The 25,051-nt window shown below is 70.6% G+C and carries 23 protein-coding genes; 13 read left to right on the top strand and 10 right to left on the bottom strand.

The window, feature by feature from the left end; all coding sequences use genetic code 11:
- Positions 1-101 precede the first annotated feature (101 nt).
- Entirely contained in the window at positions 102-725 is a 624-nt protein-coding gene (locus SH922_RS22350) for an HAD family hydrolase (protein ID WP_393059668.1), read from the top strand.
- Here SH922_RS22350 and SH922_RS22355 read toward each other — a convergent pair.
- Positions 714-1,148, bottom strand: coding sequence for a MerR family transcriptional regulator (locus tag SH922_RS22355; RefSeq protein ID WP_393059669.1), 435 nt, complete (start codon positions 1,146-1,148; stop codon positions 714-716). The genes SH922_RS22350 and SH922_RS22355 overlap by 12 nt on opposite strands.
- 48 nt (positions 1,149-1,196) lie before the next feature.
- Here SH922_RS22355 and SH922_RS22360 point away from each other — a divergent pair, with 48 nt between their 5' ends.
- On the top strand, positions 1,197-2,024 hold the full coding sequence (locus SH922_RS22360) for an MBL fold metallo-hydrolase (RefSeq protein WP_393059670.1): 828 nt from the start codon (positions 1,197-1,199) through the stop codon (positions 2,022-2,024).
- 205 nt (positions 2,025-2,229) lie between these two features.
- Here the strand turns inward: SH922_RS22360 and SH922_RS22365 are convergent, their stop codons facing one another.
- Positions 2,230-2,454 (bottom strand): hypothetical protein, encoded by a 225-nt coding sequence (locus tag SH922_RS22365; RefSeq protein WP_393059671.1) that lies wholly within the window; start codon positions 2,452-2,454, stop codon positions 2,230-2,232.
- A gap of 210 nt (positions 2,455-2,664) precedes the next feature.
- On the opposite strand from SH922_RS22365, the gene SH922_RS22370 reads away from it, so the two are divergent.
- Positions 2,665-3,048, top strand: coding sequence for a cold-shock protein (locus SH922_RS22370; protein ID WP_285574602.1), 384 nt, complete (start codon positions 2,665-2,667; stop codon positions 3,046-3,048).
- An 18-nt stretch (positions 3,049-3,066) separates the two neighbouring features.
- Here the strand turns inward: SH922_RS22370 and SH922_RS22375 are convergent, their stop codons facing one another.
- The 4 genes from SH922_RS22375 to SH922_RS22390 are packed head-to-tail and all read right to left on the bottom strand — an operon-like array spanning position 3,067 to position 6,593.
- Positions 3,067-3,924 carry a 1,4-dihydroxy-6-naphthoate synthase gene (locus SH922_RS22375; RefSeq protein ID WP_393059672.1) on the bottom strand — a complete coding sequence of 286 codons (858 nt, stop codon included), beginning with the start codon at positions 3,922-3,924 and terminating at the stop codon, positions 3,067-3,069.
- Positions 3,905-4,609 (bottom strand): futalosine hydrolase, encoded by a 705-nt coding sequence (locus SH922_RS22380; RefSeq protein ID WP_393059673.1) that lies wholly within the window; start codon positions 4,607-4,609, stop codon positions 3,905-3,907. The genes SH922_RS22375 and SH922_RS22380 overlap by 20 nt, the downstream gene beginning before the upstream one ends.
- 28 nt (positions 4,610-4,637) lie before the next feature.
- Positions 4,638-5,117, bottom strand: coding sequence for a DUF2771 domain-containing protein (locus tag SH922_RS22385; protein WP_393059674.1), 480 nt, complete (start codon positions 5,115-5,117; stop codon positions 4,638-4,640).
- A 27-nt stretch (positions 5,118-5,144) separates the two neighbouring features.
- Positions 5,145-6,593, bottom strand: a complete 1,449-nt coding sequence (locus SH922_RS22390; protein ID WP_393059675.1) for an MFS transporter — start codon at positions 6,591-6,593, stop codon at positions 5,145-5,147.
- Between the two features lie 419 nt (positions 6,594-7,012).
- Here SH922_RS22390 and SH922_RS22395 point away from each other — a divergent pair, with 419 nt between their 5' ends.
- The 3 genes from SH922_RS22395 (at position 7,013) to SH922_RS22405 (ending at position 12,726) form a co-directional block, all read left to right on the top strand.
- Positions 7,013-7,948 carry a DUF3027 domain-containing protein gene (locus SH922_RS22395; RefSeq protein WP_393059676.1) on the top strand — a complete coding sequence of 312 codons (936 nt, stop codon included), beginning with the start codon at positions 7,013-7,015 and terminating at the stop codon, positions 7,946-7,948.
- Between the two features lie 578 nt (positions 7,949-8,526).
- Positions 8,527-11,739, top strand: a complete 3,213-nt coding sequence (locus SH922_RS22400; RefSeq protein ID WP_393059677.1) for a sacsin N-terminal ATP-binding-like domain-containing protein — start codon at positions 8,527-8,529, stop codon at positions 11,737-11,739.
- 303 nt (positions 11,740-12,042) lie between these two features.
- Positions 12,043-12,726, top strand: a complete 684-nt coding sequence (locus SH922_RS22405; protein WP_393059678.1) for a calcium-binding protein — start codon at positions 12,043-12,045, stop codon at positions 12,724-12,726.
- 27 nt (positions 12,727-12,753) lie between these two features.
- On the opposite strand, the gene SH922_RS22410 is transcribed toward SH922_RS22405, so the two are convergent.
- Together SH922_RS22410 and SH922_RS22415 are read right to left on the bottom strand one after the other, a co-directional pair.
- The gene (locus SH922_RS22410) at positions 12,754-15,240 is read right to left on the bottom strand and encodes an HAD-IC family P-type ATPase (RefSeq protein WP_393059679.1); all 2,487 of its coding nucleotides are present in this window, start codon (positions 15,238-15,240) and stop codon (positions 12,754-12,756) included.
- Between the two features lie 113 nt (positions 15,241-15,353).
- Complete coding sequence (locus SH922_RS22415) at positions 15,354-15,647, bottom strand: DUF2530 domain-containing protein (protein ID WP_393059680.1); 294 nt, start codon at positions 15,645-15,647, stop codon at positions 15,354-15,356.
- A gap of 182 nt (positions 15,648-15,829) precedes the next feature.
- On the opposite strand from SH922_RS22415, the gene SH922_RS22420 reads away from it, so the two are divergent.
- A complete protein-coding gene (locus SH922_RS22420; protein ID WP_393059681.1) occupies positions 15,830-16,285 on the top strand; it encodes a VOC family protein in 456 nt (151 codons plus the stop codon).
- Between the two features lie 373 nt (positions 16,286-16,658).
- Here SH922_RS22420 and SH922_RS22425 read toward each other — a convergent pair whose 3' ends face one another.
- A complete protein-coding gene (locus tag SH922_RS22425) occupies positions 16,659-17,591 on the bottom strand; it encodes a LysR family transcriptional regulator (protein ID WP_393059682.1) in 933 nt (310 codons plus the stop codon).
- A 138-nt stretch (positions 17,592-17,729) separates the two neighbouring features.
- Here SH922_RS22425 and SH922_RS22430 point away from each other — a divergent pair, with 138 nt between their 5' ends.
- The 4 genes from SH922_RS22430 (at position 17,730) to SH922_RS22445 (ending at position 22,695) form a co-directional block, all read left to right on the top strand.
- On the top strand, positions 17,730-18,980 hold the full coding sequence (locus SH922_RS22430; protein WP_393063653.1) for an MFS transporter: 1,251 nt from the start codon (positions 17,730-17,732) through the stop codon (positions 18,978-18,980).
- Positions 18,981-19,224: 244 nt separating this feature from the next.
- Positions 19,225-19,824, top strand: a complete 600-nt coding sequence (locus tag SH922_RS22435) for a cysteine hydrolase family protein (protein WP_393059683.1) — start codon at positions 19,225-19,227, stop codon at positions 19,822-19,824.
- Between the two features lie 273 nt (positions 19,825-20,097).
- Positions 20,098-21,042, top strand: coding sequence for a recombinase family protein (locus tag SH922_RS22440; protein ID WP_393059684.1), 945 nt, complete (start codon positions 20,098-20,100; stop codon positions 21,040-21,042).
- A 204-nt stretch (positions 21,043-21,246) separates the two neighbouring features.
- Positions 21,247-22,695, top strand: coding sequence for an NCS2 family permease (locus SH922_RS22445; RefSeq protein ID WP_393059685.1), 1,449 nt, complete (start codon positions 21,247-21,249; stop codon positions 22,693-22,695).
- A gap of 52 nt (positions 22,696-22,747) precedes the next feature.
- Here SH922_RS22445 and SH922_RS22450 read toward each other — a convergent pair whose 3' ends face one another.
- Complete coding sequence (locus tag SH922_RS22450) at positions 22,748-22,954, bottom strand: ribbon-helix-helix protein, CopG family (protein WP_326737854.1); 207 nt, start codon at positions 22,952-22,954, stop codon at positions 22,748-22,750.
- A gap of 145 nt (positions 22,955-23,099) precedes the next feature.
- Here SH922_RS22450 and SH922_RS22455 point away from each other — a divergent pair, with 145 nt between their 5' ends.
- Together SH922_RS22455 and SH922_RS22460 are read left to right on the top strand one after the other, a co-directional pair.
- Positions 23,100-23,540 (top strand): MarR family transcriptional regulator, encoded by a 441-nt coding sequence (locus SH922_RS22455; protein ID WP_350996774.1) that lies wholly within the window; start codon positions 23,100-23,102, stop codon positions 23,538-23,540.
- 96 nt (positions 23,541-23,636) lie between these two features.
- The gene (locus SH922_RS22460; RefSeq protein ID WP_393059686.1) at positions 23,637-24,971 is read left to right on the top strand and encodes an MFS transporter; all 1,335 of its coding nucleotides are present in this window, start codon (positions 23,637-23,639) and stop codon (positions 24,969-24,971) included.
- Positions 24,972-25,051: the final 80 nt, after the last annotated feature.

A 25,051-nucleotide genomic window follows, 5' to 3' on the forward strand; every position in this document is an offset into this window, starting at 1 on the left:
ACAAGCGAAGCAAAGTAAGGCTTGGCTAAGTCTAAGTGCCGCCTGTGAGGGGCCGTCCGGCGGTGTACCGGGGTGGGCACGGGCTCGGCACAATGGACGGCATGGCTTCCCACGCACTGACGGTCGGCTTCGACCTGGACATGACGCTCATCGACTCCCGGCCCGGTATCAAGGCCGCCTTCCTGGCGCTCTCCGCCGAGACGGGTGCGGTCATCGACACCGATCTGGTGGTGAGCCGGCTGGGCCCGCCGCTGGATCAGGAGATCGCGCACTGGTTCCCGGCCGCCGACGTGGCCGCGATGGTCGACCGCTACCGCGAGATCTATCCCACTTATGCGATCGGATCCTCGCTCGCGATGCCCGGAGCGAGGGAGTCGATCGAAGCGATACGCGCGCTGGGCGGCCGGACGATGGTCGTCACCGCCAAGTACGAACCGAACGCGAAGCTGCACCTGACCCACCTGGGCATCCAGCCCGACGTGATCGTGGGCGGCCTGTGGGCCGAGGCGAAGGCGGAGGCGCTGCGGGAGCACGGGGCAGGCGTGTACGTGGGCGACCACACCGGTGACGTACGCGGCGCGCAGGCCGCGGACGCCGTCTCGGTGGGCGTGACGACGGGCCCGTGCGACGAGGCGGAGCTGCGTGCGGCGGGCGCGGACGTCGTCCTGTCGTCGCTGACGGAGTTCCCGGCGTGGCTGGAGACGTACATGTCGTCAAAGGGCTGACGCACCGGGGCCGCCGGGGCCGAACGCGGGTGAAGCGACATTGCCGACGGCCCGTTTGAAGTCGGGGCAGTCGACGATCGGCTCGTGGTCGCAGACGGCCGCGTGGCGAAGGCTGTCACGGAGGCGCGTGAGCCGGCCGAGCTGCTCGTCGAGGTCACGGGCCCGGGCGGCCATGCGCGTACGCAGGTCCGGATCCGACGGCTGGGCCACGAGGAACCGTCCGATCTCGGCGACCGAGAGCCCGGCGCTGCGCGCGCACGTGATCAGGGCCAGGTGCGCCAGCACGTCCGGGTGGTACGTACGCCGCAGGCCGTTGCGGCCCGCGGGAGCGATGAGGCCTTTCCTCTCGTAGAACCTCAGCGCCGAGGGCGCCAGTCCGGACGACCGTGCGACCTCGGAGATGTCCAGCAACGGCTCAGCCATCAAAGCCCCCTTGACTTGAATCGCGGTTCAAGTTGCAGCCTAATCGCCATGAAGATTCATCACCTGAACTGCGGATCCGTACGGACGATCGAGCCCACCTACGCCGGCCCGCAGCCCGCTCCCGCGGTGAACCACTGCCTGCTGATCGAGACCCCTGCCGACGGCCTGGTCCTGGTCGAGACGGGACTCGGGCTCGGTGACGTCCGGGATCCGGCAGGCACGCTCGGCACGGACTGGGTCGAGATGGCCGATCCCGCGCTCGACGAGGAGGAGACGGCCGTACGGCAGGTCGCCCGGCTGGGATACGCACCGTCGGACGTGCGCCACATCCTCGTCACGCACCTGGACGTGGACCACAGCGGCGGCCTGCCCGACTTCCCCGGTGCCCATGTCCACGTACTCGCACCCGAACTCGACGCGGCGCGCTCCGAGGCGCCCAACTTCCGCTACCGACCGGCCCACTGGTCACACGAGCCCCACTGGATCACCTACGGTCCCGAGTCCGATGAGCAGTGGTTCGGGTTCACCGCATTGCAGCCGAAGGGGCTGGGACCGGAGATCAAGCTCGTCCCCCTCGGCGGCCACACCGCCGGCCACACGGGGATCGCCGTACAGAACGGCGACCGCTGGCTTCTCCACTGCGGCGACGCCTACTACTACCACCGAGAGGTCGGCCCCCTGAAGGAACCCCATCCCCTGCTCGACGTCGTCCAGACGACCTCACAGGTCCACAGGGACCTGCGCCTCGGAACCCAGGCCCGGCTCCGCGAACTGCTCCGCGACCACGGTGACGAGGTCGAACTCTTCTCCGCGCACGACCCATGGGAACTGGCCCGCTACACGAGCGCCACGGGGGAGCCGCAGGCGACGGGTTGAGAGACATCCGGTCAGAAGCGGTCGGTCACGTCGAGGCCCATGCCGTCGGCGTCCGGGGAACCGGCGGCCGTCTCGCGTCTGCGGCAGTCGCAGGGCCGGTGTGCGGACGCGCGTGATTCAGGGTGGGGGCGCACCCCGCGGGGGACCCGCACCACTCAGCCCGTCCGGCGATCGAGGACGCAACCCCCGTCCCGGGCCGGGGCGACTACGGCTTCGCCGACCCCGCCCGTACCGAACGGACCACGCCGGCGGCGGCGATCAGGAAGCCGACGCCCATGAGCATGCACAGGGACCAGAAGACGGACGGAAGCGGGTGGGTGCCGAGGAAGAGCGGGGCCATGGTGGCCAGGGTCGACAGGGCGCCGAGGAAGAAGACGATCGCGCCGATGCGGACCAGCCGGTCCCCTGCGCCGGAAGATGTAGTACTCACCCCGCGATGGTAGTTCCCGGAGGCGGCGGACCACCCCCGGGCCGCCGGTGGGTGAAGCAGGCGCCGTTTCCGGACAGAGTCCGGATGACCAGGCTTGACGAGGGGTACTTCACCTGTGGAGGCTTCTGCCAGCAGGGGAAGCACGACCACAGGACGGCCTGACCTGCTGAGGCTTTGTTCCGGCATACGGGTTGAGATGGGGTGCGTGCTTTGCCGACTGGCAAGGTCAAGTGGTTCAACAGTGAGAAGGGCTTCGGCTTCCTCTCCCGCGACGACGGCAGTGACGTCTTCGTGCACTCGTCCGTGCTTCCCGACGGAGTCGACGCACTCAAGCCCGGCCAGCGCGTCGAGTTCGGCGTGGTCGCCGGACAACGCGGTGACCAGGCACTTTCCGTGGCGATCCTCGACCCCACCCCGTCCGTCGCGGCAGCCCAGCGCCGCAAGCCGGACGAGTTGGCGTCGATCGTGCAGGATCTGACGACCGTGCTGGAGAACATCACGCCGATGCTGGAGCGTGGCCGCTACCCCGACAAGGCTGCGGGCGCCAAGATCGCCGGTCTGCTGCGCGCGGTCGCGGACCAGCTCGACGTGTAGGACGGGTCCGCGGAGCCGTCAGACGAAAGACAGTGCGTCCGGGCCGAGCGGCGGAACCAGCCCCTCGGCCGCGGCGCGTGTCAGCAGGCCTCGGATCGCCGCGTAGCCGCTCTCGCCGAGGTCGGCGGTGAACTCGTTCACGTACAGACCGATGTGCTGGTCGGCGACGGACGGGTCCATCTCCTGTGCGTGCTCCAGGACGTACGGGCGCGAGGTCTCCGGGTCGTCCCACGCCATCCGGACCGATGTGCGCACCGACTCGGCGAGGAGCTTCAGCGTGTCCGCGCCCAGTGACCGCTTGGCGATGATCGCGCCGAGCGGGATCGGCAGCCCGGTCGTGTCCTCCCAGTGGCGGCCCATGTCGGCGAGGTTGTGCAGGCCGTAGTTCTGGTACGTGAAGCGCGCCTCGTGGATGACGAGACCGGCGTCGACCTTCCCGTCCCGCACCGCCGGCATGATCTCGTCGAACGGCATGACGACGATCTCGCCGACCCCGCCCGGGACGACCTCAGCCGCCCAGAGGCGGAACAGCAGATACGCGGTGGAGCGCTCGCTCGGCACGGCGACGGTCCTGCCCGTCAGGTCCGTGCCCGCCTCCTTCGTGAGGACGAGCGGCCCGCAGCCCCGGCCCAGTGCGCCGCCGCACGGCAGCAGCGCGTACTCGTCGAGGACCCACGGCAGCACGGCGTACGACACCTTGAGCACGTCCAGTTCGCCGCGCTCGGCCATGCCGTTCGTGATGTCGATGTCCGCGAAGGTGACATCGAGCGCGGGCGCGTCGGGGACCCTTCCGTGCGCCCAGGCGTCGAAGACGAACGTGTCGTTCGGGCACGGCGAGAAGGCGATCCGGAGGGGGTCAGGAGTCGTGTCGGTCATGGTGCGTCCAGCCTTCCAGTACGGGGGTGAGCTTCCCGAACGCCGCGGTGAGCGCGGCCAGCGCGTCGCCGATGCGCCAGGCGTCGCGGTCGCGGGGGCCGACGGCGTTGGAGACGGCCCTGATCTCCAGGACGGGCACGCCGGTCAGGGCGGCGGCCTCCGCGACGCCGAAGCCCTCCATGGCCTCGGCCACGGCGTCGGGGTGTGCGGTGAGGAGGGCGGCGGCGCGTCCGGCGCTGCCGGTCACGGTGGAGACGGTGAGGACGTCACCGGTCACCGCACGGGTCGCGGCGACCACCGCCTTCACCAGCGAACGGGGCGGGAAGTGCCAGACCCGGCCGAAGCCGAGTCCGGTGACGGGAACGAAGCCTGCGGGCGTCTCCGCGCCAAGGTCCGCCGCGCCGATGCGGCCGGCCACGACGAGGGAGCCGACCGGGGCCACCGGGGCGAAGCCGCCGCCGATGCCGGCCGAGATGACCAGGTCGTAGCGGTCCGCGGCCAGGGCGAACGCGGCCGAGGCCGCCGCGGCGGCCGGTCCCACGCCGCCCGCGAGGACGTCGTACGGGCCGGCGCGGTGGATCTCCGCGCCAGGCACCTTATGGACGGAGACCTCGCCGTCGGCCCCGGACGCACGCGTGACCGCGTCCCGTTCCACCGGGACAGCGGTCACGACAAGCACACGCACGGGGGGAGTCCTCCGAGGTCAGGAGGGGTTAGTCGGTCTTCTCGAGCTTGAAGTGCCAGATGCCGGTCAGCTTCTTGCCGTCGGTCTCCACGATGCTGATCTGCGTCGAGTTCGTGGTCTCGCCGGTCTGGCTGGAGAAGAAGGCGCTGCCCGGGATGGACCGGTAGGTCTTCTTGTACGGCTCCTGCTCGGCCTGCTGGCCGTTGATGAAGAGGGTCCAGCCGTTGTCCGCGACCTCGGGGTCGACGCCGAAGCGGACCTTGTCGTCCATCGCGACCTTGACGGTCTTCTCCGCCTTCTTGTTGAGGCAGCCCTGGATTTCGGATTCCTTGAGGGCCTTGCCGTCGTTGTAGCAGGACGCCTCGGTACTCACCGAGTTGTCGCCGACCGTCACGGTGGCGAGCGGCGTCGGCTTGTCGCAGGCGGAGAGGACAAGGAGTCCCGCGGACACGGCACCAAGAGCGACGCCGATTCGACGGCCCTTACCGGAGAAGAACGCAACGGTCATGGGCCGAAGGCTATCGGTCGCTCCGGCTCACGCCACGCGGGGGTGCGGCGAGCCGCGCCGCGCGGCGCCCAGCAGACCCCGTACGGACGTGGCGGCACCGAGTGCGAGGATGCCCGCGGCGACCGACATGCCCAGTACTCCGTTGAGGGGGAGGGCGATCCCGATCGCCCCGCCGGCCACCCAGGCCATCTGGAGCAGCGTCTCCGAGCGGGCGAAGGCGGACGTCCGCACTTCCTCCGGTACGTCCCGCTGGATCATCGCGTCCAGCGACAGCTTCGACAGGGCCTGGGTGAAGCCCGCCATGGCCGCGAGCGCGGCGACCATGACCGTGCTGAAGAAGACGGCGGCCAGCACGGCGACGGCCAGGGCCAGGCCCAGGACCGAGGCGATGATGATCTCGGGGCCGCGGGCCCTGAGCCAGGATCCGACGGCGGTGCCCAGCGCGTTGCCCACCCCGGCCGCCACCCCGACGATGCCGAGCGAGATCGCTGCGCTCTGCCCGGCCAGGGGGTGCTCGCGCAGCAGGAACGCGAGGAAGAAGATCAGGAAGCCGGAGAGTGCCCGGTGCGAGGCGTTGGCCTGCAGTCCGTGCAGGACCGACGGGCCGACGGAGCGCAGCCCCGGCCGCTTCTCGCCGTTCTTCTCCTTGGACTTCTCCTTGGACCTGGCCGGTCTGCTCCCGGTCCTGGGCGCGTCGGACTTCCTCGGCGGCTCCGGCCGGACCGTGTCCTCGCCGTGCGGCGGCACCAGGTGGGCCTTCCGCTCACCCTTCGCCGAGTCCACCTTGTGCGGCAGCGTGAAGGCGAGGACGGCGCCGCCGACGAAGATCGCGCACGCGCCGTACAGCGGCCACGGCGGCCCGATGGTCTGCAGCCCCGCCCCGATGGGCGCGGCGGCGCCGGTCGCCAGGAGACCGGCGAGGGTGACCCGCGAATTCGCCTTCACCAGGGAGAAGCGGGGCGGCAGCAGACGCGGTACGACGGCGCTGCGCACCACTCCGTACGCCTTCGAGCAGACCAGTACGCCCAGGGCGGCCGGATACAGCTCCAGGCCGCCCGTGGCGACCGCCCCCGACATGGTGAGCGCCAGCAGCGCCCGCGCCAGCATGGAGCCCGCCATGGCGGCGCGGCGGCCGTGCGGCAGGCGGTCCAGGAGCGGGCCGATGACCGGGGCCAGGAGGATGAACGGCGCCATGGTGACGGCGAGGTAGAGCGCGACCCGGCCGCGGGCCTGGTCCGTCGGTACGGAGAAGAACACGGTGGACGCGAGCGCGACGGTGATCATCACGTCGCCCGCACCGTTCACCGCGTGCAGCTCGATCAGCTTGCCCAGACCGGACTCACCCGCCCCGTGGGCGTGCGTCGCCTTCCGGATGCCTCGGGCGGTTCCGGTGAACGGGGTGTGGAGGGCATGACCGATCGACCGGCCCGTTCTGCGGAGCGGGCCGGATTCGTCGTGCGACCTGGCAGAAGCCACTTGGTCATAGTGCCCCAGTCCCCGGCATCACGAACCGAGATCGGGGCGGGGCGCGGCGTGCACCGCCCTGTCGGGTCAGTGATCGGGCAGGTGGCAGGGGGTGCGACACCACTGATCGGGGTGGCCGGAGTGCGCTCTTCACACGGGACACGGCGTCGGATACGGCGTCGTTTGGGACGGGCAGGTGGGCGGGGAGCGGCGGAGAGGGTAGCGTGCGTAGCGCGCCACCGGCGGTTGTTCTTGGCCGCGCGTCTCTCGGCGATCCCGCAGAATGGATCGCAGAAGGTGCGCCCGAGGCAGGCACAACGGGTGTGGACGTCGACGCGGCCCCCAGGTCCGCTCCGCCCGCAACCGTATGGCCGAAATCGATGGATGTGCTGGCGCGCTCGTGAGACTGGCGTAGGAGAGAAGCGAGACCTGTGAGTGCTGCGACGACGCGAAGCCGTACGGCCCGTACCCCCGTTCCCGACCGTCTGTGCGCCGAGGCCGTAGACCTCGCCCGCGCGGCGGCCGAGGAGGCGGCCGCGCCAGGGGTGGTGGGTGAGCATGTGGCCGTGGTCCCCGAGGGGGACCGGGTCGTCACCCACTACTTCGAGTGCAAGGACCCGGCCTACCGGGGCTGGCGCTGGGCGGTGACGGTCGCCAGGGCCTCTCGCGCGAAGAACGTCACGCTGGACGAGACGGTGCTGTTGCCGGGCACCGACGCGCTGCTCGCGCCGGAGTGGGTGCCGTGGAGCGAGCGGCTGCGGCCGGGCGACATGGGGCCGGGCGATCTGCTGCCCACCGAGGCGGACGACCTGCGCCTGGAGCCGGGCTACAGCGGCGAGGACGAGCTGCCGCCGAACTCCGCCGTCGCCGTGGTCTCGGGCGAGCTGGCCGATCTCGTCGAGTCCGAGGACGCGGAACTGACGACGCGCCCGGAGCCGCCGCGCCGCGGTTCGATCGCGGCGGTCGCGGACGAGCTGGGCATGCGGCGTGCGCGGGTGCTGTCCCGGTACGGGCTCCACGCGGCGGCCGACCGCTGGGACGAGGAGTTCGGCGCGAAGACGCCCATGGCGCAGGCGGCCCCGGCCACCTGCGTGACGTGTGCCTTCCTGGTGCCGCTCACGGGTTCGCTGAAGCAGGCCTTCGGGGTGTGCGCGAACGAGTTCGGTCCGGCGGACGGGCACGTGGTGTCCCTGTCGTACGGCTGCGGTGGGCACTCCGAGGCCGCGGTGATGCCGAAGCCGCCGAAGCCGGCGCCGCATGCGCTGGACACGATGCAGGTGGACGAGTACCCGCTGCGTCCGGCGCGGGATTCCGGCTCCGTGCCGGTGGAGACGGACGGTCCGTCGGAGGACCTCGGCCACTCCTGAGGCGACGGCCACGGGGTCCGGGGCTCTGCGGGGCCGCGGCCCGGGGGTGCCGCTTTCGGGGTGCGGGTTTTGTCCTCAAGCGCCGGACGGGCTGGTTCTGTGCGGGTTCCCCGCGGGGTGCGCCATTGTCCGGTGGGTGGGGGGTGGTGCCCCTCCGGGGCGTCTCCTCAGAAACGGCGTGTGCACCCGGCGACGCGGGGGACCCGGGTCGTACGCCATTTTCTGCGGGGAGACTCCCCTGCACGGCCCCACCCCACGTCTCCTGCGTCTGCGACACCGGCTCTGCGACGGTCGCAGACGCGGGGCGGCCGGGTCCGGGGGCGTGCAGGGGAGTCCCCGCAGGACGACGAACGGATACCCGGGTCCGCTGCGTACCCGCCGAACGCTCGTCGTTCGAGGAGAAGCCCCGGAGGGCCCCGGACCCCCACCCACCGGGCAAGCGCACCACCGGCGGGGAACCCGCACAAAACCAGCCCGTCCGGCGACTGAGGACGGAACCCCGAACCCAGGGGGGCGCACACTGGGCAGCGCGGGGTACGCGCAACCGGAGCACGGACAACGGACGAGGGAGTCACAGCGTGAGCATCATGGCGACCGAAGGGGCCGACCCATTCGGGACCGCGCGGCTGCGACGCGGCGTGCTCGATGCCTGGGGTGCGGGCCCCGCCCGCTTCCGTGAGGACGCCAACGCCGAGGAGGACCTCGCGCTCGGCGGCTACCGCGACCGCCTCGTCGTCGAGCTGGCCCAGAACGCCGCCGACGCCGCAGCCCGCGCCCACGTGCCCGGCCGGCTCCGGCTGACCCTGCACCCGGCGACCGCGGTCGCCCCCGCCGTCCTCGCCGCCGCGAACACCGGCGCGCCCCTGGACGCCACCGGCGTGGAGTCGCTGTCCACCCTGCGGGCCTCCGCCAAGCGCGAGGGCCACGAGGGGGCCGTCGGCAGGTTCGGCGTCGGGTTCGCCGCCGTGCTCGCGGTGAGCGACGAGCCGGCCGTCGTCGGCCGGCACGGCGGCGTGCGCTGGTCCCTCGCCGAGGCCCGCGAGCTCGCCCGCGGGGCGGCCGTCGGCAGTCCCGGACTCGGCGACGAACTCCGCCGCCGCGACGGACACGTACCGCTGCTGCGGCTTCCGCTGCCGGCCGAGGGCACCGCCCCCGACGGCTACGACACCGTCGTCGTCCTGCCGCTGCGCGACGGAGTCGCCGAGGACCTCGTCGGCCGGCTGCTCGACGCCGTCGACGACGCCCTGCTCCTCACGCTGGCCGGCCTCGACGAGATCGTCGTCGAAACCCCGGACTCCGTACGGACGTTGCGCCGCTCGCAGCACGGCCCGTACACGCACGTCGAGGACTCCGCACACGGCACGAACCGCTGGCGCACCGTCACCCACCACGGCCCCGTCGAGCCCGCCCTGCTCGCCGACCGGCCGCTGGAGGAACGGCTGCGCCCGCACTGGTCGGTGACCTGGGCCGTCCCCGTGGACGCGGAGGGCGCCCCGCTCACCCCCCGTACCGCCCCCGTCGTGCACGCACCGACGCCCACCGACGAACCCCTCGGCATTCCCGCACTGCTCATCGCCTCGCTGCCGCTGGACACCACCCGCCGGCACCCCGCGCCCGGCCCGCTCACCGACTTCCTGGTGCAGCGCGCGGCCGACGCGTACGCGGAACTGCTCGCCGACTGGCAGCCGGTGTCCGTCGCCACCATCGGCCTGGTGCCCGACAGGCTCGGCAAGGGCGAACTGGACGGTGCGCTGCGGGGCGCCGTGCTGGAGCGGCTGCCGCGCGTCGCGTTCCTGGAACCGGCCGCCCCCCGCGACCTCGCCGCCGAACCCGACCGGTGGGACAACTGGGACGCGGGGACGGAGAGCGCCCGCAAGGCCACCACCGCGCTGCGGCCCCTCGAGGCCGAGGTGCTGGAGGGGGTCGGCGCCGAGACGGTCTCCGTACTGGCCGAGGTGCTGCCCTGCCTGCTGCCCGCGGGACTTGAGCGCCGCAGCGAACTGCGGACGCTCGGCGTGGCCCGCGTCCCGCTGACCGAGGCGATCGACCGGCTCGCGGGCCTGGAGCGCGACCCCGGCTGGTGGCGGCGGCTGTACGACAGCCTGGCCGGAGTCGAGCCGGACCGGCTGTCCGGGCTTCCGGTGCCGCTCGCCGGGGCGGTGTCCCAGGGCGCGGACCCCGAGGCCCCGGCCGTCCCGCGTACGACGATCGGCCCCCGCCAGGTCCTGCTCCCGCTGCCCGGAGCGCTGACCGGCCCGGTCCTGGAGCGGCTCGGCCGGCTCGGGCTGAAGGTCGCGCATCCGGACGCCGCGCACCCGCTCCTGGAGAAGCTGGGCGCCCTGCCCGCCACCCCGCGCGCCGTGCTGACGACCCCGCAGGTGCGGGCCGCCGTCGCCGGTTCGCTGGACGCGGGCGAGATCTGGGACGAGGACGCGCTGGACGGCGACGAGCTCGTGGAGACCGTCCTCAGCCTGGTCCGGGACGCCGACCTGGCACCCGGCGACGAGCCCTGGCTCGGGGCGCTCGCCCTGCCCGACGAGGACGGCGAGCTCGCGCCGGCCGGTGAGCTGGTGCTGCCCGGCAGCCCGTTCGCCGCCGTCATGCGTGAGGGCGAACTGGCCTTCTGTGACGCGGAGCTGGCCGCCCGCTGGGGCGAGCAACCGCTCACCGCCTGCGGGGTGCTCGCCACGTTCGCGCTCGTCCGGGCCACCGACGTGGTCCTGGACCCGGACGAACTGGAGCCCCGGGACAGCGACTTCGCCGAGCCCGACGACGCCGGGCTGCTCGACGCCGTCGACGTGTGGTGCGAGGACATCCTCGACCAGCTCCCGGACACTTCCGTGCCGCCGGTCGCCACCGAGATCGTCGCCGTCCGCGACCTCGACCTCGTCGACGACGACGCCTGGCCCCAGGCGCTCGCCCTCCTCGCCCGGCCGCCGCTGCGTGACGCGCTGACCCAGCCGGTGCGCGTGCTGCTCCCGGACGGCACCACGCAGTCCGTACGCCCGTACACCGCCTGGTGGCTGCGCGACCACCCGGTGCTGGACGGCCGCCGCCCGGCCGGTCTGCGCGCCCACGGGGGCGATCCCCGGCTGGCGGGCCTGTACGACTCCGCCGACGCGACCGGCTTCGACGACGCGCAGGTACTGCGGGCCCTCGGCGTGCGGACCTCGGTGGCAGCCCTGCTGGACGAGCCCGGTGGCGCGGCCGAACTCCTCGGCCGGCTCGCGGACGAGGACCGCCCGGTCGGTCCCGTACAACTGCACTCCCTGTACACGGCGCTCGCCGATCTCGACCCGGAGCAGGTGACGCTGCCGGACGAGCTGCGGGCCGTCGTCGACGGCGAGGTGCGGGTCGTCGACGCGGCGGACGCGGTGATCGCGGACGCCCCGGACCTGCTGCCGCTGACCGAGGGCGTGGCGCTCCTGCCCGTCGCCCCGGCGAGCGCGGCGGAGCTGGCCGAGCTGTTCCAGGTGCGGCGGCTCGGCGAGAGCGTCGAGGCGGAGGTGACGTCCGAGGGCGAGGAGCACCAGGTCCCGGACCCGGTCCGCATCCTGCTCGGCGCCGGCACCCCGGACACGTACGTCGAGCACGGCGAACTGCGGGCGGGCGGCGTCGAACTGGACTGGCGCCGCACCCCGGACGGTGTGGTGCACGCCTCGACCTTGGAAGGTGTCGCGGCGGGCCTGGCCTGGGCGGCGGGCCAGTGGCCACGCCGCTTCGAGGTCGCGGCCCTGCTGGAGGACCCGTCGCGTACGGAGGAACTGGCCCGGGACCGCTGGTTCGACTGAGGCGCCCGGGACCGCTGGTTCGACGAAGGCGCCTCAGTCCGCTGGTTCGACTGAGACGCCCGAGTCCGCTGGTCGTCCCAGGCGCCCCGGACCGCCGACGTGTGATCTTCGCGGAATCTTCAGATTCCCGTACAACCCTTCACATGCGTTGCCTGTCTGGTCTGTTGAGTCAACGGACTCAACAGACCGATCGGCCCCACCGGTGCGCTGGCGCACCAGGGGCCCTTTCCCACGGGGAAACACATGCGCATGCGTACCTCCGCGACCGTTGCCGTCGGCGCTCTGGGCCTGCTGGCCCTCGCTGTGCCGGCCGCCCAGGCCAACGGCTCCTACGGCGACACCGCCATCACCAAGGTGTCGGTCAACGGTGGCAAGAACGTCGTGGTCGGCACCAGCCTCGTCAAGAAGTTCACCGTCGCGGTGACCGCCAAGGACAACTCCGGCATCAAGGGCATCGACATCGACCTGGAGGGCCCGGCGTTCGGCTACCTGTCGCCGGACAGCACCAAGTGCTCCGGGAGCACCTGCACCGCGTCGTTCACCGTCGACCCCAAGGTCGACCTGCCGTACTCGAACGACGTCGCCGGCACCTGGTACGTCAACGTCTGGGTGGACGCCAAGGACGGCGACTACAACTGGAAGGACAAGGCCGGCACCTTCAAGTTCCAGCGGGCGGCTTCGCAGACCGTCAACGCCGCCCCGGAGCCGGTGAAGAAGGGGAAGACCATCACGGTCACCGGCAAGCTGGCGCGGGCCAACTGGGACGACTTCAAGTACCACGGTTACACCAACCAGCCGGTCAAGCTGCAGTTCCTCAAGAAGGGCGGCACGGCCTGGACCACGGTGAAGACCGCCAAGACGAGCAGCATCGGCACCCTGAAGACCACGGTCACGGCCTCGGTCGACGGTTACTGGCGCTACAGCTTCGCCGGTACGGCCTCCACTCCGGCCGTCAACTCCACGGGTGACTTCGTCGACGTGCAGTAACCCCCGCGCGGTGGGCCGGCGCTCTCCCTACACCGGGAAGCGGCGGCCCACCAGGCGCCAGGCGTACTCCAGGGCGACCGAGGCCGCCACGGCGATGCCCACCGCCGTCCACGGCATCGTCGTGCCCACCAGTTTCAGGGCGAAGAAGTCCTGGAGCCACGGCACCACGAGCACGATCAGGAACGCCAGCCCCATGGCCGCCACCAGGCAGATCCGCCACCAGGTGTACGGGCGGGCGATGATCGCCAGGACCCACATCGAGACGAGGAACAGCGTGAGCGTCGCCGCGCTCGTCTCCGCGTCCAGCGCGCCCGTACCGGAGTAGTGGTTCCGGGCGATCAGGTACATCGCGAAGGTGGCGGCGGCCGCGATGGTGCCCGACGGGATCGCGTACCGCATGACGCGGCGCACGAAGTGCGGATGGGCCCGCTCCTTGTTGGGGGCCAGGGCGAGGAAGAACGCCGGGATGCCGATCGTCAGCGTCGACAGCAGTGTCAGATGGCGGGGCAGGAACGGGTACTCGACCTGGAAGCAGACGACCAGGACGGCCAGCAGCACCGAGTAGACGGTCTTCGTCAGGAACAGGGTGGCGACCCGGGTGATGTTGCCGATGACCCGGCGGCCCTCGGCGACGACGGACGGCAGGGTCGCGAAGCTGTTGTTGAGCAGCACGATCTGGGCGACGGCCCGGGTCGCCTCCGAGCCGGAACCCATCGAGACGCCGATGTCGGCGTCCTTGAGGGCGAGGACGTCGTTGACGCCGTCGCCCGTCATCGCGACGGTGTGGCCGCGGGACTGGAGGGCGGCGACCATCTCCCGCTTCTGCTGCGGGGTGACGCGGCCGAAGACCGTGTTCTCCTCCATGGCCGTGGCCATGGCGTCCGGGTCGGTGGGCAGCTTGCGCGCGTCCAGGGTGTGCTCGGCGCCCGGCAGCCCGAGCTTCGCGGCGACGGCACCGACCGAGACGGCGTTGTCCCCGGAGATGACCTTCGTGGCGACCCGCTGGTCGGCGAAGTAGGCGAGGGTCTTCCCGGCGTCGGGCCGCAGCCGCTGCTCCAGGACGATCAGCGCGCTCGGTACGGCTCCGGCGGCGATGTCCGGGGCGTCGAGCTCGCCCCGTACCCGGGCCAGCAGCAGCACCCGCAGGCCCTGCTCGTTGAGCTGCTCGATCTCGGTGAGTGCCGGGTCGCTCTCGGGGAGCAGCACGTCGGGGGCGCCGAGCAGCCAGGACGACTCGCGCCCGCCGCCCTCGTCGAACGTGGCGCCGCTGTACTTGCGGGCCGAGGAGAACGGCAGGGCCCCGGTGACTCCCCAGGCCCTCCCGTCCGGGACCGGGTAGGCGTCGATGATGGCCTGGAGGCTGGCGTTGGGGCGCGGGTCGGAGGCGCCGAGGGCGCCCAGGACGCGGTGCAGGTACGGCTCCTCGGCCCCGTTCAGCGCACGGACCTCGGTGACGTCCATGCCGCCCTCGGTGAGGGTGCCGGTCTTGTCCAGGCAGACGACGTCGACCCGGGCCAGGCCCTCGATGGCGGGGAGCTCCTGGACGAGGCACTGCTTGCGCCCCAGTCGTACGACACCGATCGCGAAGGCGACCGAGGTGAGCAGGACCAGGCCCTCCGGGATCATCGGGACGATGCCGCCGACGGTCCGGGCGACCGAGTCCTTGAAGTTGTTGTCCTTGACGACGAGCTGGCTGATGATCAGGCCGATCGCGGTCGGGATCATCATCCAGGTGACGTACTTGAGGATGGTCGAGATGCCGCTGCGCAGCTCGGACTGGACGAGGGTGAAGCGGGAGGCCTCCTCGGCGAGCTGTGCGGCGTAGGCCTCGCGGCCGACCTTGGTGGCGGCGAAGGCTCCGCCGCCGGCGACGACGAAGCTGCCGGACATGACGGGGTCGCCGGCCCGTTTCAGTACCGGGTCGGCCTCGCCGGTGAGCAGTGACTCGTCGATCTCCAGGCTGTCGGCCTCGGCGACGGTGCCGTCCACGACGACCTTGTCGCCCGGGCCGAGCTCGACGAGGTCGCCGAGGACGATCTCGGAGGTGGAGATCTCGGCCGCGACACCGTCCCGGCGCACCGTCGGTTTCGCCTCGCCGATGACGGCGAGGCTGTCCAGGGTCTTCTTGGCCCGCCACTCCTGCACGATGCCGATGCCGGTGTTGGCGATGATCACGAAGCCGAAGAGGCTGTCCTGGATCGGCGCGACGAACAGCATGATCAGCCAGAGGACACCGATGATCAGGTTGAACCGGGTGAGGACGTTGGCGCGGACGATCTCGGTCACGGACCGGGAGGAGCGCACGGGTACGTCGTTGACCTCGCCGCGGGCGATCCGCTCGGCGACCTCGGCCGCGGTCAGTCCGCGCGCGCCGGTGGCCGGAGCGGGCAGGTCCACCGGGTGGACCGGGTCGAGTTCGGAACCGGCGTCGATCTTCACCGGCCGTCCGGGGCCTGAGGATCCGGAGGAGCCGGTCGGCTGTTCCCCGGAGGGATCGAGTGCCCGCTGCGTCATGGTTCCGACGGTACGGGCGGAACGTCCGGTTCACCCACCGGGGGGCCGGAAGATCAGACCGGGGGAGGAGGGGAATGGTCCCGTGGCAGTACGGAGCCGGTCGAGCGGCCCGCTCAGGCGGTGGCGCCCGGGGCGTCCCCGGTGTCCCCGGCCTCGCCGCTCGCCGCGGCGGCCCGCTTGAGTGCCGCGTCGCGGCCCCGCACGTACCAGATGCCGATCAGTCCGAGCCCGGCACCGGCCAGGCAGGTCCAGACCCACCACAGGTGTCCGTGGTCGTCGAACCAGCCGTAGAAGGGGAGCTGGACCAGGAAGAGGACGAACCAGAGGATCGTGCCGCCGGTGATGGTCGCGACGACCGGCCCCTCCAGGGGCTCGGGTGCCTCGTGCTTCGGTGTCCACTTCGCCATGAGCTCAGTGTATGCGGCGCATGTGCAAAGGCTGTCGGGCCACGGCCATGGGGACCAGCGGTGCAGCCGTTGGCGCTAAGGACTTGATCTTGGTCGTCTAGGGCCTGTTGCGAAGGTGGAAGTGGATCGCCTGCGAAGGTGGAAGTGGATCGCCTGTCAGACCTGCCTGGGATGCTCCGAGCATGGAGATGACAGTGCAGCTGACGATCGACTGCTCCGATCCGCAGAGAATGGTGACTTTCTGGGCCGAGGCCCTGGGCTACGTGCCTGAGCCTCCGCCGGGCGGGCACGCCACCTGGCGTGCCTACTGGGCGGCCATGGGGGTGCCCGAAGCAGAGTTGCCGGCCGGTGCCGGGGACATTCCGGAGTCGATCATCGATCCCGCGGGACGTGGACCGAGGGTGTGGTTCCAGCAGGTTCCGGAGCCGAAGGTCGCCAAGAACCGGTGGCACTTCGACCTGAAGGTCGGTGGGGGCCGTGACGTCCCGCTGGACGTCCGCACACAGCGGGTCAAGGCTACGGTGGAACGGCTGGTCAAAGCTGGTGCCGCCGTGCTGCGGATCAAGGATGAGCCGGACATGGGGCTCTACGCCGCCGCTATGCAGGACCCCGAGGGCAACGAATTCGACGTCGTCTGAGCGCCGTTGCGACGGCCCGGCAGGTCTCCGAGGTCCGCGCCATCGCGGAGAAGCGGCTGCACACGACGGTCGCGAAGGCCGCCCGGCGGGCGGACCCGGCATTGCCCGGCGATCTGGTGGCCACGCTGAAGACGCCGGAGGGCAGGCGGTACTCGGAGCTGGAGCGGATGCGTCAGCCCGCGGCTGTCCCCGCTCAAGCACAAGAACCTCAACGTCCTGGGCCGCTATGGCTTCACCGCCTCCATCCCGGTCGGCGGCGGCCTGCGTCCGTTGCGCGACCCGGACGCGGTCGAACTCGACGATGACGACGAGGGGACGGAGGACTAGCTGTTGCGGCTCACGAGGCCGTTGCCGATGGTTGACGCGGTGCTGCCTACCGCTGTGTCCATGTGGGTGTCCAAGTCTCGCTGTCGAGGCGGTCGGGATGCGTGGAGCCGAGGTGGTTGCGGAGTGTGGTGAGCGCGGGGTGCGGGTTGTCGGGGCGCCAGATCAGTGAGTGCGGGTAGACGGGCGTCGGGTCGGTCACCGGGATGCGGCGCAGGTCGTGGCCGGTGGGCCAGACGAGGCGGGTGTGTTCGCCCATGAAGGTGGCCAGGGCCGGGGTGTCGGCGATGGTGTCGAGGAGCGCGTCGGAGCCGAAGTTGGGGCCGGTCGCCTCGATGGTGAGGCCGAACTCGGCGACGAGATCGTCGTAGTAGGCGGCCCACTCGGTGCCGGGGACGATGCCGGGCATCCAGATTCGGTGCCCGGCGAGCTGGGCGACGGTCACCGACCGGGCGCCCGCCAGCGCGTGGGCGGGGCCGGTGAGGAGCTGGAGCGGCTCGTCGAGCACCCGGACGGACTCCATGTCCTCGGGAAGGGGCCGGCCGGGTACGGCGACGGCGCGGAAGGACGCGTCGATCGCACCGGACCGGATCGCGGCGACGGCCGTCTCGATGTCGAGCAGCATCAGCACGTCGAGGTCGATCTCGGGGTGCGCGCGGTGGAAGCCGCGCATCAGGCCGGATGCCGCGCCGCGCGAGTTGATCACGTCGACGCGCAGCGGACGGCTGCCGGTGCGTACGGATGCGACCGCGCGTTCGGCGATGCGCAGCAGCTCGCGCGCGTGGGGCAGGAACGCCTGCCCGTCGATGGTGAGCTCGGCGCCGCGGGCGGTGCGGGTGAACAGTCGTGCGCCGAGGTTGCGCTCCAGCGTGGCGATGCGTTTGGAGACGGCCTGCTGGGTGACCGCCAGCTCGGCGGCGGCTTCCTGGAACTGCCCCGCGTCGGCGGCGGCGACGAAGGTCCGGACGGTGTCGAGGTCCATGCCGATCCACCTTAGTGCACAACGTTTGGTTGTGAATTGCTGGCAGATTGGTTGTTTGACCTGCTGTTGCACTGCGGGCTTTGCTCCTACTGGTCAACGTTGGTTTGTTCGGTTGGGACATTGGGGGGTGCGCTGAGCGTGGTGGGCAGGAGACGGTTGGGCCGGCAGTTCGGGTGGCTGTGGGCGGCGTATGGGGTCAGCACATTCGGCACGTGGCTCGCGTTCGACGCGTTCGCTCTGATCGCGATCCTTGTGTTGCGCGCCGGGCCGACCGAGGTGTCGGTGCTGGCAGCCGCGGGGCTGGCGGTGGGGGCCGCGGTGGCGGTGCCGCTCGGGCCGTGGGTGGAGTTTCGTCGCAAACGGCCCGTGATGGTCGCGATGGACCTGATCCGGTTCGTGGCACTGATGAGTGTCCCCGCCGCATACGCGCTCGGTCTGCTCAGTTTCGTCCAGCTCCTGGTTGTGTCCGTCGTCGTCGGTGCGGCCGACATCGCCTTCAACGCGGCCAGTGGCGCGTATCTGAAGGCGCTCGTGCGGCCGGAGGACCTGCTCGTCGCGAACGGGCGGTTCGAGTCCACGACCTGGACCGCCACCGTGCTCGGACCGCCGGTCGGCACGGCCGCGATCGGGCTGTTCGGCCCGGCGATGACCCTGGTGGCCAATGCGGTCAGCTATCTGCTCTCGGCCGCGGGAATCCGTACGATCGGCGGCAGTGAGCCGCGCCCCGTGCGCACCGGTACGCACGGGGCGCGGCTCCGGCCCGGCGACCTGCTCGAAGGGTGGCGGTACATCCTGACCCACCCGACCCTGCGCCCCTTGTTCTTCAACACGGTCCTGGTCAACGGCCTGATCCTGGCAACCTCGCCGCTGCTTGCCGTCCTCATGCTCGGCGACCTCGAGTTCGCACCCTGGCAGTACGGTCTCGCGTTCGGCCTGCCCTGCGTCGGCGGCATCATCGGCTCACGGCTGGTCCGCCGACTCGTCGCACGGTTCGGACGGCACAGGGTCCTGCTCACCGCCGGGACACTGCGCGCGTGCTGGTCGCTCGGGTTGACCTTCATCCAGCCCGGGATGGCCGGGCTCGTGCTCGTCATCGCGGTCGAGTTCGGACTGATCACCTGCATGGGCGTTTTCAACCCGGTGTTCGCCACTTACCGGCTCGAGCAAGTCCCGACGGACCGGATCGCCCGCACCCTGTCAGCGTGGTCGGTCACCAGCAAACTCACCATCGCAGCCCTAACCGCGATGTGGGGTCTGCTGGCCGGCGTCACCGGCCCCCGCACCGCGATCGCCATCGCCGGTCTTCTCATCCTGATCACCCCCTTCCTGCTTCCCCGGCACGACCACGCGCCGCACCACGAGGGAGATCTGATCCGGAGTAAAACGTGACACACCGCAACCCACAGCCCGCCGCCCGCCGCCCGCCCGAGAACAGGCTGCGGCCGGTCCGCCGATGCGCGTCCCGTCCAATCACTGGCTCTCCGCGAGTAACTCGGCGGCGCGCCAACTGCACTGTCGGACGTTCTGATCACAGCCGCAGCCGCCCTGCCGTCAATGCCCCTGCTCGACCTCCGCCTGAAACCACCAGTCGGCATGAGCGCCGACCAGCACCACCAGCAAGGAGAAAACTCGCGTGAGCACTGCCCCCGCGCTCGACCCCGCGCGCACCGCCCTTCTCGTCATGGACTACCAGCCCGCGATCCTGGCCCATCTGCCCGAAGGCTGGGACTACGAAGCCCTGCTGGCCCGGGTGGAAGGGGCCATCTCCGACATCCGCGCCAAGGGCGGCACCATCGCCTACGTCCGCGTCGGCTTCACCGAAGCCGACTGGGACGCGATCCCGGCCACCAACAAGTCCTTCGCCCCGCTGGCCCAGCACCGCCTCATGCACCACGAGGACCCTGCCACCGCCATACACGAGCGCCTGGCGCCCCAGGACGGCGACATCATCGTGCGCAAGATCCGCTTCGGCGGCATGTCCACCACCGACCTCGACGAGCAGCTACGCGAGCGCGAGATCACCACTCTGGTCATCTCCGGCTTCAGTACCAGCGGCGTCGTCCTGTCCACCGTCATCGACGCGGCCGACCGCGACTACCAGCTCTACGTCCTGTCCGACGGTGTCGCCGACCCCGACATCGAAGTCCACAACATCCTGCTCCATCGCGTCTTCCCCACACAGGCCAACATCATCGATACCGCCGAGTTGCACACCCTCCTCAGGGCCGACTGACTCCAACCGCCGAGCCAATCCCACGCACGGCCGCCACACCCACACTGTGCGGCGGCCGCCTGCACCAGTAGCACTCCAGAACTCTCATAAATGGTCATCTGTGAGAGTTCTGAGAACGGCCCGCGAGTGATCACGTTTCCGCAGGTCGCCACTCGCAAGAGTCCCCTCAGAACCCGCGCGTTGTGCGAGGCACTTCTGAGAGATTTCCCGCATGGATCTCACGCCGATCAGGCAGCAATCGCGGTAGAACGTCACGACTGCGCGAAATGTGACGTGCCCGCCGGCAGCGCCTGCCGCACGAGGGCCGGGAAGACCGCCGCGAAGTACCACACCCCGCGCTTCGTCCTCGTCCCCGCGCTCCGCGAGGAACTGGACCCAGTGCCCGCCGACCGCTGCCCCGGCCGGGTGTGGAAGCAGGGGCCTGCGCTCGCGGTGGTGCCCGCGCCCCGAACCGAACGGCCGGTGCGAATCGGATACGCCCGTACGTCGACCGCCCGGCAGGAACTGGCGAGCCAGCTCGAAGCCCTCCGCCGGGCGGAGTGCCACAAAGTCTTCTCCGAGCAGATCAGCACCCGCGTCAAGGTCCGGCCCGAGCTGGAGAAGGCGCTCGCGCTGGCCCACCAGTTCAGGGAGGCCGCACCCGAGACGCCGGTCATCTTCACCGTCCACGAGCTCAAGCGCCTCGCGCGCAACGCGGCCGAGCTGATGACGTTGTCCGCAGAGCTCCAGGCCGGCGGCATCCAGCTCGAACTCCTGACCGGCCCGCTCACCGGCGTCTACGACCCGAACGGCATGGGCGCCATGTTTTTCGCCGTACTCGCCGTCGCCGGGCAGATCGAGCGCAACTACATCCGGGAGAAGACCCTCGAAGGCCAGGTCATCGCCGCGTCCAAGCGCAACCACGGCGGACGCCCGAAGGTCATCGACGACGACATGCTCACCTTCGCCGTCGCCCGCAAGGACAAGGGCGTCCCCGTCCCCGAGATCGCAAAGAAGCTCACCATCAGGGTCGGGAAGAACGCGGGTAAGCACCCCTCGGTGGCCTCGCTGTATCGGGCGCTCGCGGAAGCCGAGTCTGCCGTGGTGGACAATGGCCTGCCGCTGCGGCCCAATTCCGTACGCATCCGTCGGCCCGAGGACCCGCTCACCCTCGAGGAGATCGACCTGCGCGAGCGGCTCCAGGCCCAGCCCCATCCGAACGCGGAGATCCGCAGCTAACGGCAGCGATCACGTGCTTAGCGCCAACGGCTGTACTGCTGGTCCCCATGGCCGGGCCAGTCGGCGCAAGGGTCTACGCGCGGAGATAGCGATATTTGCCTTATGTATTCATACTGAATCTGCTTACGACTGTCTCGAATTATTCGTATGAAAGTCCAAAGCTGACCATTTTTTACCCCCCTCTACGCACGACTGAGGTCATACATGTCCCCCTCGGCCACCGCTCCGGTCGACTCCACACCGCCCCCGTCGCCCACCGGCGGCCTGGACGGTTTCTTCAAGATCTCCGAGCGGGGGTCGTCGGTCGCGCGTGAGATCCGCGGTGGCTTCGCCACGTTCTTCGCGATGGCGTACATCATCGTGCTGAACCCGATCATCCTGGGCAGCGCGAAGGACATGTACGGCCACCAGCTCGACAGTGGCCAGCTGGTCACCGCGACGGTGCTGACCGCGGCGTTCTCCACCCTGCTCATGGGCGTCATCGGCAACGTGCCGATCGCGCTGGCCGCGGGCCTCGGCGTCAACACCGTGGTCGCCCTCCAGCTCGCCCCCCGGATGAGCTGGCCCGACGCGATGGGCATGGTCGTCCTCGCGGGCATCGTGGTCATGCTGCTCGTCGCGACCGGGCTGCGGGAACGCGTGATGAACGCCGTACCGACCTCGCTCCGCAAGGGCATCGCGATCGGTATCGGTCTCTTCATCCTGCTGATCGGTCTGGTCGACTCGGGCTTCGTCTCCCGTATCCCGGACATCGCGCACACCACCGTGCCGCTCCAGCTCGGCAACGACGGTCACCTCAACGGCTGGCCGGTCCTGGTCTTCATCCTCGGAGCGCTGCTCACCCTCGCGCTCATCGTCCGCAAGGTGCCGGGCGCGATCCTGATCTCCATCGTGGCGATGACGGTCGTCGCGCTGATCATCGACGCGGTCGCCGACCTGCCGGGCGAGGCCTGGGGCCTGACCGTGCCCCAGTGGCCGGGCAACCCGGTCGCCTCGCCCGACTTCGGGCTGATCGGCGAGGTCAGCCTGTTCGGCGGCTTCGACAAGGTCGGTGTCCTCACCGGCGTCCTGTTCGTCTTCACCGTGCTGCTGTCCTGCTTCTTCGACGCGATGGGCACCATCCTCGGCGTCGGCGACGAGGCCAGGCTGACCGACAAGGACGGCAACTTCCCCGGCATCAACAAGGTGCTGTTCGTCGACGGCATCGCGGTCGCCGCGGGCGGTGCGAGCTCCGCCTCGGCGGGCACCTGCTTCGTGGAGTCCACGGCGGGCGTCGGAGAGGGGGCCCGCACCGGCTTCGCGAGCATCGTGACGGGTCTGCTGTTCACGGCGGCGCTGTTCCTCACGCCGCTGGCGACCATGGTCCCCTCGCAGGCGGCCACTCCGGCTCTGCTGGCGGTCGGCTTCCTGATCATCGCGGGCTCGGTACGGGACATCGACTGGAGCGACTACACGCTCGCGATCCCGGCGTTCCTCGCCATGGTGATGATGCCGTTCACCTACTCGATCACCAACGGGATCGGGATCGGCTTCATCACGTTCTGTGTGCTGCGGCTGGCCGCCGGCCGCGGTCGCGAGGTGCCGGTGGCCATGTATGTGGTGTCGGCGGTCTTCGTCTTCTACTACGCGATGCCGGCGCTCGGCCTCACGTGATCCCGGGAGGGACACGGACGCGGGAGCGGGCTCACGGCCCGGGAGGTCTCCGTCAGGTGACCTCCTCGGCCGCGACCCCCTCCGCTCCGTAGAACTTCTCCGTCTCGTCGACGGCCGCCTGGAAGCGCTCGTCGAAATCGTCGCGAATGAGCGTCCGGACCACATAGTCCTGGACGCTCATTCCGCGTTTGGCGGCGTGCTGCTTGAGCCGGTCGAGCAGCTCACCGTCTATCCGCAGGCTGAGCACTGTCGATCCCATGGCAAGCAGGGTTACGTCCCGCGGGCCCGACGCGCGTGACTTTCCGGAATCGACTCACTCGTTTGGGTGATCGATTGGTGATCTGGCCCTCGCGCGTGTACCACCGAGTGGTCTTTAGGGTAGGTAATGAGTTACGCTAACAAACATGCCTGACCTGATCCACGACAGCGACAGTGCCGCCGCCGTGAGCTCCCTTCGTTCCGCCGTCATGCTGCTCGGCCGGCGCCTCAAGCACCAGCGCGTCGACGAGTCGCTGAGCCCCACCGAGATGTCGGTGCTCGGCACACTCGCGCGTTGCGGATCGGCCACCCCCGGTGAGCTGGCCCGCAAGGAGCATGTGCAGCCGCCGTCGATGACCCGCATCGTCGCGCTGCTGGAAGCCAAGGGACTGGTCAGACTGGAACCGCACCCCGATGACCGTCGTCAGAAGATGGTCAGCCAGACCGAGCAGGCCGAAGCCATGCTCGCCGAGAGCCGCGACAAGCGGAACGCCTGGCTGACCACCCTCGCCGAAGGCCTGGACGAGGACGAGTGGGAGACGCTGCGCAACGCGGCGCCCGTGCTGGAGAAGCTCGCCCACCTGTAGCGGAGCGGGCCGCGCCGGGCAGCGACCGGCGCACCGCCCCCACCGCCGCATCCCCGTCAGTCAGCGCAATGTCCACGCCCGAGGAGGCGAACCCTTTTGAGTACGGGATCCGGAGCAGACTCCGCCCCCGCACCGACTTCCACCCACGAGAGCAAGCCCGGCGGGACCTTCTCGTCGCTGAAGATCCGCAACTACCGCCTGTTCGCAACCGGCGCCGTGATCTCCAACACCGGTACCTGGATGTCCCGCATCACGCAGGACTGGCTCGTTCTGAGCCTCACCGGGTCCGCCGCAGCCGTCGGCATCACCACGGCACTCCAGTTCCTCCCCATGCTGCTCTTCGGCCTGTACGGCGGCGTCATCGCCGACCGGCTCCCGAAGCGCAAGCTCCTGCTCATCAGCCAGGCGGCACTCGGCCTGTGCGGGATCGCGCTCGCCGTGCTCACGCTCTCCGGTGTGGTCCAGGTGTGGCACGTCTACCTGATCGCGTTCCTGCTCGGCATGGTCACGGTCGTGGACAACCCGGCCCGCCAGGCGTTCGTCTCCGAGATGGTCGGCCCCGCCCAGCTGCGGAACGCGGTCAGCCTGAACTCGGCGAACTTCCAGTCCGCCCGGCTCATCGGTCCCGCCGTCGCGGGTGTGCTGATCACCTCGGTCGGGAGTGGCTGGGCCTTCATGTTCAACGGCCTGTCGTTCCTCGCCCCCCTCGTCGGCCTGCTGATGATGCGTACGAGCGAGCTGCACAAGGCCGTCGTCATCCCACGCGCCAAGGGGCAGCTCCGTGAAGGGCTGCGTTACGTCTCCGGACGCCCCGAGCTGATCTGGCCGATCGTCCTCGTCGGCTTCGTCGGCACGTTCGGCTTCAACTTCCCGATCTGGCTGACGGCCTTCGCGGACGAGATCTTCCACGGCGGCGCCGGGATGTACTCGTTCTTCAACATCCTCATGGCGGCCGGCTCCCTCGTCGGCGCGCTCCTCGCAGCCCGCCGCCGCTCCTCGCGGCTGCGGATGCTGGTGGCCGCCGGTACGGCGTTCGGCGTGCTGGAGATCATCGCCTCCATGGCGCCGTCCGTCTGGCTCTTCGCGATCCTGCTCGTCCCGATCGGCATGATCGGCCTGACGACCAACATCAGCGCGAACACCAGCGTGCAGATGGCGGCCGACCCGGCCATGCGCGGCCGGGTGATGAGCCTGTACATGATGGTCTTCGCCGGCGGTACGCCGGTGGGCGCCCCGATCGTCGGCTGGATCAGCGACGCGTACGGCGTCCGGACGGGTATGGCGGTCGGCGGGGCGTTCTCCCTGGTGGCCGCGCTCGGTGTCGGCTTCATGCTGGCCCGCGTCGGCGGCCTGCGCCTCAAGGTCGACCTGCGCCCGGGCCGCCCGCACGTGCGGTTCGTCCCGCGCGAGCAGCTGGCGACGGCGGCCTGAGAGCCGCCGCCGCACGGACGCGATACGGCCCCGCCCGGGGAATCGGGCGGGGCCGTACGCGCAGGACGGCGCGCCGGGCC

Origin of the sequence: Streptomyces sp. LN549 (assembly GCF_043203805.1) — a bacterium.
Lineage (GTDB): Bacteria > Actinomycetota > Actinomycetes > Streptomycetales > Streptomycetaceae > Streptomyces.